Origin of the sequence: Vannielia litorea (assembly GCF_900142295.1) — a bacterium.
Lineage (GTDB): Bacteria > Pseudomonadota > Alphaproteobacteria > Rhodobacterales > Rhodobacteraceae > Vannielia > Vannielia litorea.
This window is the reverse complement of record NZ_FSRL01000001.1, coordinates 2786674-2799717: the sequence shown is the minus strand read 5'-3', so window position 1 is coordinate 2799717 and position 13044 is coordinate 2786674. Positions and strand designations below refer to the sequence as shown.

At 64.9% G+C, this 13044-nt stretch carries 14 protein-coding genes; 13 read left to right on the top strand and 1 reads right to left on the bottom strand.

Annotated features, from left to right (window positions below; all coding sequences use genetic code 11):
• The first annotated feature begins 37 nt into the window (after positions 1 to 37).
• The 4 genes from BUR94_RS13655 to BUR94_RS13640 all read left to right on the top strand — a co-directional run bounded on the left by BUR94_RS13655 (position 38) and on the right by BUR94_RS13640 (position 3868).
• Positions 38 to 1009, top strand: coding sequence for an NAD-dependent epimerase/dehydratase family protein (locus tag BUR94_RS13655; RefSeq protein ID WP_074256752.1), 972 nt, complete (start codon positions 38 to 40; stop codon positions 1007 to 1009).
• Between the two features lie 38 nt (positions 1010 to 1047).
• The gene (locus BUR94_RS13650; RefSeq protein ID WP_074256751.1) at positions 1048 to 1989 is read left to right on the top strand and encodes a transketolase family protein; all 942 of its coding nucleotides are present in this window, start codon (positions 1048 to 1050) and stop codon (positions 1987 to 1989) included.
• Between the two features lie 11 nt (positions 1990 to 2000).
• Positions 2001 to 2849 (top strand): transketolase, encoded by an 849-nt coding sequence (locus BUR94_RS13645; RefSeq protein WP_074256750.1) that lies wholly within the window; start codon positions 2001 to 2003, stop codon positions 2847 to 2849.
• Between the two features lie 275 nt (positions 2850 to 3124).
• Positions 3125 to 3868 (top strand): SDR family NAD(P)-dependent oxidoreductase, encoded by a 744-nt coding sequence (locus BUR94_RS13640; protein ID WP_074256749.1) that lies wholly within the window; start codon positions 3125 to 3127, stop codon positions 3866 to 3868.
• A gap of 3 nt (positions 3869 to 3871) precedes the next feature.
• On the opposite strand, the gene BUR94_RS20745 is transcribed toward BUR94_RS13640, so the two are convergent.
• Complete coding sequence (locus BUR94_RS20745) at positions 3872 to 4039, bottom strand: hypothetical protein (RefSeq protein ID WP_175570477.1); 168 nt, start codon at positions 4037 to 4039, stop codon at positions 3872 to 3874.
• Between the two features lie 145 nt (positions 4040 to 4184).
• On the opposite strand from BUR94_RS20745, the gene BUR94_RS13635 reads away from it, so the two are divergent.
• The 9 genes from BUR94_RS13635 (at position 4185) to BUR94_RS13595 (ending at position 12830) form a co-directional block, all read left to right on the top strand.
• The gene (locus BUR94_RS13635) at positions 4185 to 5135 is read left to right on the top strand and encodes a Bug family tripartite tricarboxylate transporter substrate binding protein (RefSeq protein ID WP_074256748.1); all 951 of its coding nucleotides are present in this window, start codon (positions 4185 to 4187) and stop codon (positions 5133 to 5135) included.
• 62 nt (positions 5136 to 5197) lie between these two features.
• Positions 5198 to 5671, top strand: coding sequence for a tripartite tricarboxylate transporter TctB family protein (locus BUR94_RS13630; protein WP_074256747.1), 474 nt, complete (start codon positions 5198 to 5200; stop codon positions 5669 to 5671).
• A gap of 3 nt (positions 5672 to 5674) precedes the next feature.
• Positions 5675 to 7165 (top strand): tripartite tricarboxylate transporter permease, encoded by a 1491-nt coding sequence (locus BUR94_RS13625; RefSeq protein WP_074256746.1) that lies wholly within the window; start codon positions 5675 to 5677, stop codon positions 7163 to 7165.
• Positions 7162 to 7860, top strand: coding sequence for a FadR/GntR family transcriptional regulator (locus tag BUR94_RS13620; protein ID WP_074256745.1), 699 nt, complete (start codon positions 7162 to 7164; stop codon positions 7858 to 7860). Before BUR94_RS13625 ends, BUR94_RS13620 begins: the two co-directional genes overlap by 4 nt.
• Before the next feature lie 12 nt (positions 7861 to 7872).
• The gene (locus BUR94_RS13615; protein ID WP_074256744.1) at positions 7873 to 9330 is read left to right on the top strand and encodes a sulfatase family protein; all 1458 of its coding nucleotides are present in this window, start codon (positions 7873 to 7875) and stop codon (positions 9328 to 9330) included.
• A gap of 353 nt (positions 9331 to 9683) precedes the next feature.
• Positions 9684 to 10694, top strand: a complete 1011-nt coding sequence (locus BUR94_RS13610; RefSeq protein ID WP_074256743.1) for a zinc-binding alcohol dehydrogenase family protein — start codon at positions 9684 to 9686, stop codon at positions 10692 to 10694.
• A 25-nt stretch (positions 10695 to 10719) separates the two neighbouring features.
• The gene (locus BUR94_RS13605) at positions 10720 to 11022 is read left to right on the top strand and encodes a DUF1330 domain-containing protein (protein WP_074256742.1); all 303 of its coding nucleotides are present in this window, start codon (positions 10720 to 10722) and stop codon (positions 11020 to 11022) included.
• A gap of 52 nt (positions 11023 to 11074) precedes the next feature.
• Positions 11075 to 12037 carry an LLM class oxidoreductase gene (locus tag BUR94_RS13600; protein ID WP_074256741.1) on the top strand — a complete coding sequence of 321 codons (963 nt, stop codon included), beginning with the start codon at positions 11075 to 11077 and terminating at the stop codon, positions 12035 to 12037.
• A 10-nt stretch (positions 12038 to 12047) separates the two neighbouring features.
• Positions 12048 to 12830 (top strand): SDR family NAD(P)-dependent oxidoreductase, encoded by a 783-nt coding sequence (locus BUR94_RS13595; protein ID WP_074256740.1) that lies wholly within the window; start codon positions 12048 to 12050, stop codon positions 12828 to 12830.
• The last annotated feature ends 214 nt before the right edge of the window (positions 12831 to 13044 follow it).

Sequence of the window (13044 nt, the reverse complement as noted above, 5' to 3'; positions counted from 1 at the left end):
CGCTGCGGATTCTCATCAGATTGGAATGACTAGCAAAATGAACAAGCAGAACGAACATTTCCTGATCACCGGCGCGCGCGGTTTCATCGGAAGCTGGATCTGCAGGCTGCTCATCGAAGAGGGCGTCAGGGTCACGGCAACCGACATTGCCCCCGACCCGCGCAGCATGAGCTCCGTGCTGGATCAGGCCCATCTCGATCAGATCCGCTATGTCCAGGCCGACGTGCGCGATGCCGAGAAGACAAAGGAGCTGGTGGCCGACGATGTGACCAGCGTGATCTATCTCGCCGGCCTCCTGCGGCCGGCGAGTGAAGAGAACCCCGGGTTGTCGGCTGCCATCAGCGTGGGGGGACTCATCAACGCCTTCGACGCGATCGTGCCCCTGAGCCGTCGTCCCTCGCTGGTCTACTCCAGCACCGCTGCCGTCTACGGCCCTGTTGCCAACTATCCGGGTGGCAAGATCACCGCGCAGTCGGAGCCCGGCCCGCTGGATCACTACGGCCTGCATCGGTGGACCATGGAGCAGACTGCCGAGGTCTACCACAAACAGCATGGTATCCCGTCCGTCGGTCTGCGTCCTTGGGTGGTCTATGGCGCGGGCCGGTTCAACGGCCTCTCGGCGCAGCCTTCGCTTGCCATGCTGGCGGCAGCCGCGCGCGCGCCCTTCGAGGTGCAGTTCGGAGGGCGTGTGGTCGTTCAGCACGTCCGCGATGTGGCCCTTGCCTTCATCCGCTCGGCGCGAGCCAACCCGCAAGGGGCCCTCTGTGCCAACATTCCCGGCGAGTCGGTCGATATCAATGAGCTGATCGCCGAGATCACCGACTACGTGCCGGAGGCAAAGGGAAAGATCACCTGCAACAACAAGGTATTCGAAACCCCGAGCGACCTTGACGATGAGCGCCTCGAAAACCTGATCGGTCCGCTGCCCAGCCCGACAGGCGCACGGGTCCGCGAGACCATCGACGAATACGAAAGACTGCTCGCTCAAGGCCGCATCAGCTGGCCCTGAGCCCGACTTCTCCCGAAAACCAACAGAAGGTGCATGCGATGACCCTCCTTGCGACGGCCACGACCGAAACTGCTCCGTTCGATGCGATCTCGGAAGGGATCTGCGAGCGCAACTCCGATGTCATGTTCATGACAGCCGATCTGCAACCCTATGTCGACCTCTTCGCCGTGCCCAAGCGGTTTCCCGACCAGTTCCTCGATGTGGGCATGGCGGAGCAGAACCTGCTCTCGGTCGGAGCCGGGATCTCCAAGGCCGGCTATGTGCCGGTTGCCACAACCTTCGCCTGCTACGCCTCGCGGCGGGCGTTCGACCAGATGGTCATCTGCATGGGCACCGGTCCGCGCACCTGCGTCGTGGTCGGTTTCACGCCGGGCATCACCAGCCCGGCCCGGATCCATCACCAGTCGACCGAAGACCTGGCCATGACCCGCGCCATCCCCCACGCCACGGTCATCGACCCGGCGGATTCGACCGAGTTCGCCCAGGCGATGAACGCGGCGGTGGAGCGCGGCGGGCTTGTCTACATGCGTGGTCTGCGGGGTCGTGTGGCAAAGCTCTTCGATCCCGAGACCTACAGGTTCGAGATCGGCAAGACCCATGAGCTGAAGGACGGCGGCGGCGTCGGGATCATCTCGACGGGATCTGCGACCGAATGGGTATTGGAGGCCTCCCGCCTTCTGGATGAGGCAGGTGTGGAGCATGGCGTGCTGCATGTGCCTACGCTCAAACCCGCCCGTCACGAGGAGATCTGGGCGTTCTGCGAGGGCCGCAAGAACGTGTTCACGGTGGAGAACCACAACATCGTGGGCGGCCTTGGCGGGCTCGTGGCCGAGGTCATGGCAGACAATGGCGGCGGCCCCCGCCTCAAGCGGCTCGGCGTCCCCGATCACTGGGCACCCGGCGGAAGCCTCGGCTACATCCGCGAGCAGCTCGGCCTTGATTCCGAAACCCTGATGAAAACGTTCCGCGACGCAGCGTGAGGAGTGACAAGATGACCACCAAGAGATCCATCGCCGAACTGGAACACCTGGCGCTCAGGATGCGCCGCAACACCGTCGATATCTGCATGCAGCGGGGCGGCTACGCCGGCCAGGGCGTGGCGCTCGCCGACGTCGGGGCCTGCCTGTACTTCCACGAGATGAAACCCGACGGCAACGGCGGGTTCTTCGACCGGTTCGTCAATTCCAACGGGCACGACGCGATCATGGACTACTCCGCTTTCGCCGAACTCGGGCTCTATTCGATCGAGGATCTGCGGAGCTACAACGCCGATGGCACCAAGGTCGACATGAGCCCCTGCGAAGGGCAGCGCGGCTTCGAGATCACCATGGGCTCCCTCGGCCAGGGGCCGTCGCAATCGGCCGGCATCGCCTACGGCGAGCGGCTGCGCGGCTCAGGGAAGCGGGTCTATTGCCTGCTGTCCGACGGCGAGCTGCAGGAGGGCAATGTCTGGGAGGCCGCCATGTTTGCCGGGCATCACAAGCTCGGCAACCTGGTCTGGCTGATCGACAACAACGACCTCCAGGCCGGTGGCGCAACCCACTCCATCCTCAGTGTCGAGCCGGTGCCCGAGAAGTTCGCGGCCTTTGGCTTCGCGACACGCCGGATCAACGGCAACAGCATCCCCGAGATCCTCTCGGCCTTCGACTTCGCGCGCAGCGTCGATGACAAGCCGACCGCGATCGTCTGCGATACCAAGCTGTTCTCGGGGTGCGACTACCTTCAGGGCAAGTTCCCGATGGCACACTATCTCCACGCGGATCCTGAGGATTGGCAGCGCGGGCTCGACGAGCTCGACGCCAAGCTGGCCGCCTCGTCCGAAGTGGAAATGGCAAACTGATCGACGGAAAGAGCAGGTGATCCAGTGCCAAGAGCGCGCGATATCCTTCTGGCGGGGCGGCACCTTCCGGTGCGCCTGGCCAGAAGGCTGCCCTTTGGCGCCGCACCCGGCGCGACGGTGGCGACCTACCGGCCGGAGTGCCACTACATGCGCGGAACAGGCCCCGCGACCTTGGCCAAGCTGAACCACGGCGGCAAGGACAGCGCGCCGTCATCGACCGATAACCCGGGTACGCGTGGGACCGGCCCGGTGACCAACCCCCGGGAACCTTGATCATGGCAAACTTCCTTGTAACAGGCGGAAGCCGCGGGATCGGCGCGGCCATATGCCGGCTCGCCGCTGAAAAGGGCCACGATGTCGTCGTCAACTATGCGTCGGGCAGGGAGGCGGCCGATGGTGTGACAAGCGACATCATCGCGGCTGGTCGTCAGGCCTGCGCAGTTCAGGCCGATATGTCCGTGGAGGCCGATGTCATTCGTCTCTACCAGGAGGCCATCGGCTTTCTCGGCCATATAGATGTCGTGGTGAACAACGCCGGGATCATCGGCAGGACACCGATCCTCGAAATGGACATTGCCGCCGCTCGGTCCATGCTTGAGGTCAATCTTCTGGCAATCATGTCGAGTTGCAGAGAGGCCGCGCGGCACATGGCGAAGAGCCGGGGGGGCAAGGGCGGCGTCATCGTCAATGTAAGCTCCTCGGCTGCCCGCACCGGCGGCTTTCCGCAGCATTCCGCCTATGCCGCGAGCAAGGGCGGGGTCGACAGCCTGTCGCTCGCCTTGGCGCAGGAGCTCGGTCCAGAGGGCGTGCGCGTCGTACCCGTGCGGCCGGGCATCTCGAAGACGGACATGCTTGCAGCCAGCTTCGGCTTCGACCAGGCCATGACGAATGCACGCTCGACCATACCCCTGGGCCGCGCCGCGGATCCGTCGGAAATTGCCGCAGTGATCGTCTGGCTCGCCGGCCCCGAGGCATCGTTCATGACCGGCCTTCCGATCGACGTGTCTGGCGGCAAATAGACCTTACCGCCAAGCCCCCTTGCTCATCACCCGCCCCATCATGCGCACCAGCCCGTCATAGGGCACCCGGCTCCGCATCACCGCGTCCTGTGGCACATCATCGGGCGCCGGGGTCTGTGCAACCCGGTCCCCCGCCACGCCCGGCGCCCGGGCCGCGTGCTGGTCGGTCATCCCCAGCAGAATGTTCGGACAATCATCCTCTCTCGAAACTGGTCTAGACAATTTGTTCCTCCTGTCATATTGGTTGGTCCAATACAGTAGAGAACGACGCAAACACAATCTGGGAGGAGAAAACTTGCGTATTCACACTAAAATTATGGCCACACTGGCGCTTGGCGCCGCAGCGCTGGTCTCGCCGGTTGGACCAATCGGGGCCAAATCGGCAGGCGCTCAGGATTTCCCGGCCAAGCCGATCGAGGTGATCGTGCCTTTCAAGCCGGGTGGACGGACCGATGTTGTCGCCCGCATGATCGGCGAGAAGATCAAGGAAAAGGGGCTGCTCAACCAGCCGTTGGCGGTGGTCAACGCCGATGGCGGGGCAGGGGCCAACGCGGTGAACCGCATGCAGCGTGGCGACGACAATGGCCACACCATCATCCACTGGCACCACCAGGCGCTCATCGCCATGGCGATGAACCTTGGCGACTTCAACCTCGATGACTTCAAATCCATCGGCTACACTGGCGGCGGCAGCCCTGTCTGGGTCGTGCGCGAGGATAGCGAGTTCGAAACGTTCGACGATCTTGTCGCCTACCTGAAGGAAAACCCGCGCGGTTTGGTCGAGGCGGTGGGCATCGGCACCATCCCGCATTTCGTCGGCGCCATGCTGGCCAACGAGGCCGGCTTCGAAACGCGCTACGTCACTGCCAACTCGGCCGCCGACCGGCTGCGCCTGCTGCTGGGCAACAATGCCGATATCGCGCTCTTCGCGGCCTCCGAGTATCTCGCCCAGGGCGAGGGGCTCAAGCCGTTGGTCTACTTCGGGCGCGAGCGCCTGCCCGACCTGCCGGATGTGCCCACCGCCACCGAGCTGGGCTACGACGTGAGCTGGGCCAACCCCAACTGGTGGCTCGCGCCTGCCTCCACCTCGGATGAAAACGTGGCCATCCTCGAGGCCGCCCTGGCCGAGGCCATCGCCGACCCCGAGATCGTGGAGTACTTCACGAACAACACGCTCGAGGCCTACTGGACCCCTGGTGCCGAGGCGATGGCAGATGCCAGGAAGCAGCTCGAGGCCCTCCAGGCCGTGGCCGCGACCATCAACTGAACCATCACCGGCGGGCCGACCGATCGGCCCGCCGATGCCACCCTCGGAGGAGACCACGCGCCATGCGCGACGTGACACGTCAGAACATCCCCGACATCATCCTCGCCGCGCTGGTCGCTGGTGGATCGGTGCTGCTGTTCATCGGTGCGGCCGAACTGCCTGCGCCGCGCTTCGAGCCGCTGGGTTCCGCCGCGCTGCCCCGCATCCTCGGCGCCCTGCTCATCCTCTTCGCCGTGATCCTGGTGATCCGCGCGCTCCTGCGCATGCGCGCCGGCACCCTGCGCGACGAGACCGCCTCGCAGGTTGACCCACGCCGCGGCGCGCTCGTCTTCGTGGCGCTCGTGCTCTACGTCGCCGCGCTGGATTTCGGCCGGGTGCCCTTCGTGCCCGCCACCACCCTCTTCGTCACCGCGACCGGCCTCGCCATCGGCGCGCGCAGCTGGGTGAACCTCGCGGTCTTCGCAGCCCTGGGGCTGGTGCTGTCCTTCGCGATCTCCACCGTGCTCGAACGCTTCCTCTACATCTCGATCGGCTGACAGATGCTCGACGCCTTCCTCGCCCTCTTCGAATGGCAGAACCTGCTGTTCCTTCTGATCGGCACCGCGCTCGGCATCGTTGTCGGCGCGATCCCGGGGCTCACCGCCTCGATGCTCATCGCCCTCACCCTGCCGCTGACCTTCCACATGGAGCCGGTCGCCGCCGTGACCCTGCTCATCGGCGAATACGTCGGCGGCATTTCGGGCGGCCTGATCACCGCCATCCTGCTCCGCATGCCGGGCACGCCCGCCTCCATCGTCACCACGTTCGACGGCTACCCGATGGCCCAGCAGGGTCTCGCCGAGCGCGCCCTCGCGCTGGGCATCATGGCCTCGGTCGTGGGCGGCATCATCTCCTGGGGCTTCCTTGCCGGCATGTCGCCCGCGCTCGCTCGCTTTGCCCTGCAGTTCGGCCCGTGGGAATACTTCACCCTTGTCCTGATGGCGCTGGTGATGCTCGCGGTGCTGAGTCAGGGTTCCATGGTCAAGGGCCTCATGGCCGCCGCGCTCGGCATGGCTTTCGCCCTGCCGGGGATCGACAGCTCCATCGGCCAGGCCCGCCTCACCTTCGGCTCCGACGCGCTGCTGGCGGGCTTCGGCCTCCTGCCGGTGCTCATCGGCGCCTTCGCCATCAGCCAGATCCTGCGTGACGCGGCCACCCCCCAGACGGGCGGCAAGATGGACATGCCCAAGCGCAAGCTTCCAATCTACCGGCGCGACTTCGGCCTTTGGGCCAAGCTGCTCCGCGGCTCCGTCATCGGCACATGGATCGGCCTGCTGCCCGGCATCGGCGCGAACATCGCGGCACTGGTCAGCTACTCCACCGAAAAGCAGCTTTCCAGCGAGCCCGAGAAGTTCGGCACCGGCCACGAGGCCGGCGTGGTGGCCGCCGAGAGCGCCAACAACGCCTCCATCGGCGGCGCGCTCATTCCGCTCATCACCATGGGCATCCCGGGCTCGGTAACGGAGGCGATCCTGATCGGCGCGCTGACCATCCACAACCTCCAGCCCGGCCCGCTTCTGTTCCAGTCCGCGCCCGAGATCGCCTACGGCATCATTGCTGCCTACCTCGTGGCCAACGTACTGATGCTGATGCTGATGTGGGGCGCTGTGCGCTACATCGCCCGCATTGCGCAACTGCCGCGCTCGGGGCTGATGGCGGTGATCCTCGTCTTCTGCGTCACCGGCTCCTACGCGGTGAATTCGTCCTTCACCGATGTCTGGGTGATGATCGCCTTCGGGCTGATCGGTCTCGGCCTCGAGTATTGCCGCGTGCCGCTCGGCCCCTTCGTCATCGGCTTCGTCCTGTCGCCCATCGCCGAGGAGCAACTCCGCGCCTCGCTGATGATGTCCGACGGCAACCTGCTTGAAATCTTCGGCCGGCCCTACGCACTGGTGTTCCTCGCCCTTGCCGTGGCAACCGTGGCCTGGCCCGCCATCGCCGCCCGCCTGGGCGCCCGCGCGAGGGCCCGTCACACGGAGGATGCCTCATGAACTTCCTGAACCTGCCCACCGGAAGCCGCCGGTATCTCGAGATCGCCCGCCACCTCGCCGCCGAGATCCAGAGCGGCACCTATGCCGCCGGCGAGCGCCTGCCGCCCGAGCGTGAGCTGGCGCAAACCCTCGACGTGAGCCGCACCACGGTGCGCGAGGCCTTGTTGGCGCTGGAGATCATGCAGATGATCGAGATCCGGGTGGGCTCCGGCGTCTTCGTCCGTGACGCCGCCTCGCGCGGCCCGGTGCAGATCGCCGAGCCCGACACCGCCCCCCCCTCCGACGTGCTGGCCGCCCGCCGCCTGATCGAGGGAGAAACTGCCGCGCTGGCCGCCACCCAGGCCACGCCCGAGCAGATCGCGCTGATGCGGCGCACCAACGATACGTTGGCCGCCAACATCGACAACGTCGCGGCCTTCGACGCTGCCGACGCACGCTTTCACGACCTGATCGCCCAGGCCGCAGGAAACGACGTGCTGGCCGGCTTCGTGGGCCATCTCTGGCGGATGCGCGAAAGCAAGATGTGGGCCTTCTGGTATGACCAGACCCGCCACCCGAACAACCGTCGCCGCTCCGCCGAGGATCACCGCCTGATCCTGCGCGCCATCGAGCGCGGCGCCCCGGACGCTGCCCGCACCGCGATGCAAAGCCATCTCGACGTGCTGGCCGACCGTTTCTACGACCTCAAGCTCTGAAGGCCCCACCGCATGACCGAACCGAAGCCCGACATCGTCTTCATCATCACCGATCAGCAGCGTTACGACACCATCGCCGCGCTGGGCGCCTCGCACATGGACACGCCCAACATCGACCGGCTGGTTCGGAACGGCGTGAGTTTCGAGCAATGCCATGTCACCGCCCCCTCCTGCGTGCCCTGCCGCGCCTCGCTTTTCACCGGTTATTACCCGCACACCAACGGCGTGCTCGCCAACGGCCAGCCCTGGAGCAAGACCTGGGTGACCGAGCTGGCGCGCGCCGGCTACCATTGCGTGAACATCGGCAAGATGCACACCATCCCCTATGACGCGAAGGCGGGCTTTCACGAGCGTTACGTGGTCGAGAACAAGGACCGCTACATGGAGGGCCGCTGGTTCTTCGACGAGTGGGACAAGGCGCTGGCCTCGCACGGGCTGAAGAAGCAGCAGCGCGAGAGCTACCGCAAGTTCCCCGACTACAAGGACCGGCTCGGCGCCTTCACCTGGGATCTGCCGCCCGCGCTGCAATCCGACAACTTCATCGGCGAGACCACCTGTTGGTGGCTCGAAACGAAGCCGGTGGAGAAACCGCTGTTTCTGACTGTCGGCTTTCCCGGCCCGCACCCGCCCTACGATCCGACACCCGAGATGGCCGAAAAGTACATGGCCCGCGACGTGCCGCTGCCCGAGGTCTCCGACGAGGAGCTGGCCGCGCTGGCGGGCCCCTGGATCGCCAAGCGGGAGCACGACGTGGAGGTCGACCACGACAGCGTCGCCTGGAAACTGAAGCCCACCGAGGCCGAACTGAAGCGGATGCGGTCCTTTTACTACGCGAACATGGAGATGATCGACACCCAGGTGGGCCGCATCCTCGACGCGCTGGAGGCGCGGGGGAACATGGAGAATACCATCATCATCTTCACCTCCGACCACGGCGACAATCTGGGCGACCACGGGCTGAGCCAGAAGTGGGCGCCCTACGATCAGGTCACCCGTGTGCCCATGATCATCTCCGCCCCCGGCCGTTTCGACGGCGGGCGCAGCCTGTCGCAGATGGTGCAGCTCTTCGACCTCGGCCCAACGATCCTTGAGTGGGCGGGCGTGGTGCCCGACCCGACATTCGAGGCCATCTCGCTGAACCCGGCACTTCGGGGCGAGGCCTTCGCGGGCCGCAGCCACGTGTTCTGCGAGCAGGCGGGCGACGTCAACATGACCGGCGCAAGCTACCTCACCATGGTGCGCTCGGAGACCCACAAGCTGGTGCACTTCCGCGGCTCCGACGAGGGGCAACTCTTCGATCTGGTGGCCGATCCGGGCGAGCGTGTGAACCTCTGGTCCGATCCCGCACATGCGCCGGTGAAACAGGCGCTGTTGAACGAGCTGCTCGAATTCCATATCGAGAGCACCATGCACACCCGCAACGCCCGCCATCTCATCGTATCCCCGCCCGGGGAAGACGCCTGGCAATAAACGGCAACGGCTGCTGCGTGCCAGTTCGGGCCGGGAGGCTCCCCTCCCGTCAACCCTTGCTTGCCGCCTTCGCCCTCCTGACTGATCGGGAGTGTCCGCGTGGTGGGGTGCAACCATGCCCGGCTCCCGCTCCGGTTTCGCAATGCGATTGCAGCCCATGGCAGGGGCAAGGCCAAGGTCGCGGCGAGCGGCTGGGGTGTTCAGCCGCTCGCCGGCGGCGAAGAGGCGAGGGGCATCAGTATCCATCTCCCTGATTATGTCGAAAAACGGAATTCTGAAATAACCAATGCGCTGTTTCTATCAGATTTCATGGTGATATGTCCTGTTCAGCACGCCAAGCAGGAGCATCGAGCATGAAGGCCATCGGCTACACCCAAAACGGACCCATCGAGGGTGCGGGCGCCCTGAGCCTCGTCGATGCAGACAGGCCAACGCTGCGCCCGCGCGACCTTCTGGTCGAGGTCAAGGGGATCTCTGTCAATCCGGTCGACGTCAAGTTGCGCGCGGCCCGTGCTCCTGCATCCGATCTCGGCATTCTGGGGTTCGACGCGGCTGGCACGGTTGTCGAAATCGGGCCCGAGGTCACCGGCTATGCGGTCGGAGACGAGGTGTTCTACGCAGGTGACGTGACCCGCGACGGGACAAACGCCGCTTTCCATGCCGTTGACGAACGCATCGTCGGCAAGAAACCCGCGACACTGGATTTCGTTGAAAGCGCGGGCCTGCCGCTGACCTCCATCACCGCGTGGGAAATGCTCTTTGACAGCTTCCGGCTGACCGAAGGCGGCGGCGGTGGCCAGGCGCTCCTGGTCATCGGGGGCGCGGGCGGTGTCGGCTCGATCCTGATCCAGCTCGCCAAGATCCTCACCAATCTGACGGTCATCGCAACCGCCTCCCGCCCCGAAACCGCGGATTGGGTGCGCAAGATGGGGGCCGATCACGTGATCGATCACCGCGAAGATCTGGCGGCGCAGGTGAGCGCCTTGGGTCTTGTCCCGACACATGTCGCGGCGTTGACCGCAACGGCCCAGCACTGGCCCGCGATGATCGAGCTGATCGCCCCGCGCGGGCACATCGCGCTGATCGACGACCCTGAAAGCCTCGATATCTCGGCAGCAAAGCCGAAGGCGCTGACCCTCTCCTGGGAGTTCATGTTCACCCGGTCGATGTATGGCACGCCCGACATCACGGCGCAGCGTGACTTGCTCGATCGCGTGGCCGAGATGATCGACGCCGGAACGCTTCAATCCACGGTCACCGAACGCGCCGATGTGCTGACGGTCGACAGGTTGACCGAGGCGCACAAGCGTCAGGAAAGCGGCCGCGTGATCGGCAAACAGGTCCTTCCCGGACTGTCTTCTTGAGCCCAACTCAAAAAGGATCGCCAGAATGACCTGCTATTCCGTTCTCGATGTCACCCCCATCAGCGAAGGCTGGATCCCCGACTACCTGCCGACAGCCAATGAACGGGTCGCGGCGCATGGCGGCAAGTACATCGCCCGCACAGCCAGCCACGAGCAGGTGGAAGGCGCGCCGCAAGAGGCGGGCCTTCGCATCATCATCGAATGGCCGTCCAAAGAGGCTGCAAGGGCGTTCATGGCAGATGAGGCATACGCCCCCCACCTCGCCGAACGGACCGCCGGCTCGGTCAGCCATCACTATCTGATCGAGGGCAAGGACGACCTCGCCTGAAACACCGGCGCCGTCCCGAACTTGGGGCGGTGCACCCAACCGGAGAGTCTCCATGCGCGACGAGACCCACGCCCCATTCCCGCAGATCAATCGCGGCTACAATACCACGTTCCGGAACGGTCGGCTGAGCGTCGGGCTTGTCGTGCCCATCGCGCAGTACGGGCAAAGCCCCGTGCCGGATCTCGAAGGCCATCTCGACCGCGTTCAGCAGGCAGAACAGCTTGGGTTCAAAGCTGTCTGGCTGCGCGATGTCCCCTTCAACGTTCCCAGCTTCGGGGATGCAGGGCAGCTCTTCGATCCCTTTGCCTATCTTGGGTACCTGGCTGCACGAACCACTGATATCGCCCTGGGCGTCGCAAGCATCGTCCTGCCTCTGCGCCACCCCGCCCACGTGGCCAAGGCCGCCGCAACGGCCGATATCCTGTCAGGGGGCCGGCTGATCCTCGGCGTGGCTTCCGGCGACCGTCCCGAGGAATATCCGGCCATGAACCGCGACTTCGACAGCCGTGGCGCGGCCTTCCGAGAGAGCTTTGACTACATCCGCGCAATGGGGATGCCCGCACCGCAGATCAAAAACCGTTTCGGCACGGTGGATGCCCCCATTGATATGCTGCCCAAGCCGTGGGCATCGAAGCTGCCGCTCTTGATCACCGGTTCAAGCCGCCAATCGCCGGACTGGATTGCACAGCACGGCGACGGCTGGATGACCTATCCTCGCCCTGGTGTGGCGCAGGACCGCGTCTTGCAGGATTGGCGGGCGCGGCTGAATGCACTGGAGCAGGCGCCGAAACCTGTGTTGCAACCACTCTATATAGACCTCGCCGATGATGCGGATGAACCGCCAAGCCCGATCCACCTTGGCTTCCGCTCCGGGCATCGCGCGCTTGTGCGATATCTTCAGCAGCTTGAGGCGATCGGCGTGAACCATCTGGCTTTGAACCTGCGCTTCAACGCCAATCCCGTCGAGGAAACGCTGAACCGACTGGCAGAGCACGTCTTGCCCGCATTCGAATAAGGAACACAGCATGACAAGAAAGATCCTCATCACCGGTGCAACAGATGGCCTTGGTCGTGCGACCGCAGCGGCATTGGCAAAGCAAGGGCACGAGATCATCGCACACGGTCGAAATGCTCAGAAGCTTGACGCGCTGAAAGCCGAAGTCGGTGCAAACATTTCGACCGTGCAGGCTGACATGTCCGACCTGGCGCAAGTTGCCCGGATGGGACGCGCCCTTGTCAAAGCCCATGACCGGATCGACGTGGTGATCAACAATGCCGGTGTCTTCAAGACGTCACAGCCGCGCTTGGGCGATGGCATGGACGTGCGGTTCGTCGTCAACACCTTCGCCCCCGCCCTTCTGTCGAACCTTCTGCTCCCCATCGTGCCAAGAGCCGGCCGGTTGGTGCATCTGTCCTCTGCCGCACAAGCGCCGGTCGATCTTGACGCCATGACCGGCACGCGACAGCTGCAAGACATGGAAGCCTACGCCCAAAGCAAGCTGGCCCTGACGATGTGGAGCCAGGACTTTGCGTCGAAACACCCCGATGGCCCGGTCTCGGTCGCCGTCAACCCCGGCTCGCTTCTCGCCACCAGAATGGTGCGGGAAGGGTTTGGAACATCTGGCAACGACCTGAACATCGGCGTCGACATCCTGACCCGCGCGGCCCTTTCAGATGAGTTCGCAAAGGCATCAGGAAAGTATTTCGACAATGACAGCGGGCGATTTGCGCCCCCCCATGCCGACGCCGCCAATGCAGCGAAGGTTGCGCGTGTGATTGCGGTCATCGAAGCCCAGATGGCCAATTAGACAGGCCTGACGTTGAGAGCCCCCTCAGACGACTGGCAAAAGCGAAGCGGAGCGCGTCATGGTCTGGGCAGGGTCACTGCATCGCCGACATTCGCCCGCCGCGCAGCATTCGGTATCTCGAGCTCCAGGCGAACGCTCTCTGTCGCGGCATCGTGATGCGCTTGCCTTGGCGGAGGCGGTCGAGATCCGAGAGGGAGGGCCGCCCCGACGAGGG

Coding starts and splice junctions, on each gene's coding strand:
- BUR94_RS13655 (WP_074256752.1), top strand. CDS start 38: ATGAACAAGCAGAACGAACATTTCCTGATCACCGGCGCGCGCGGTTTC.
- BUR94_RS13650 (WP_074256751.1), top strand. CDS start 1,048: ATGACCCTCCTTGCGACGGCCACGACCGAAACTGCTCCGTTCGATGCG.
- BUR94_RS13645 (WP_074256750.1), top strand. CDS start 2,001: ATGACCACCAAGAGATCCATCGCCGAACTGGAACACCTGGCGCTCAGG.
- BUR94_RS13640 (WP_074256749.1), top strand. CDS start 3,125: ATGGCAAACTTCCTTGTAACAGGCGGAAGCCGCGGGATCGGCGCGGCC.
- BUR94_RS20745 (WP_175570477.1), bottom strand. CDS start 4,039: ATGACCGACCAGCACGCGGCCCGGGCGCCGGGCGTGGCGGGGGACCGG.
- BUR94_RS13635 (WP_074256748.1), top strand. CDS start 4,185: ATGGCCACACTGGCGCTTGGCGCCGCAGCGCTGGTCTCGCCGGTTGGA.
- BUR94_RS13630 (WP_074256747.1), top strand. CDS start 5,198: ATGCGCGACGTGACACGTCAGAACATCCCCGACATCATCCTCGCCGCG.
- BUR94_RS13625 (WP_074256746.1), top strand. CDS start 5,675: ATGCTCGACGCCTTCCTCGCCCTCTTCGAATGGCAGAACCTGCTGTTC.
- BUR94_RS13620 (WP_074256745.1), top strand. CDS start 7,162: ATGAACTTCCTGAACCTGCCCACCGGAAGCCGCCGGTATCTCGAGATC.
- BUR94_RS13615 (WP_074256744.1), top strand. CDS start 7,873: ATGACCGAACCGAAGCCCGACATCGTCTTCATCATCACCGATCAGCAG.
- BUR94_RS13610 (WP_074256743.1), top strand. CDS start 9,684: ATGAAGGCCATCGGCTACACCCAAAACGGACCCATCGAGGGTGCGGGC.
- BUR94_RS13605 (WP_074256742.1), top strand. CDS start 10,720: ATGACCTGCTATTCCGTTCTCGATGTCACCCCCATCAGCGAAGGCTGG.
- BUR94_RS13600 (WP_074256741.1), top strand. CDS start 11,075: ATGCGCGACGAGACCCACGCCCCATTCCCGCAGATCAATCGCGGCTAC.
- BUR94_RS13595 (WP_074256740.1), top strand. CDS start 12,048: ATGACAAGAAAGATCCTCATCACCGGTGCAACAGATGGCCTTGGTCGT.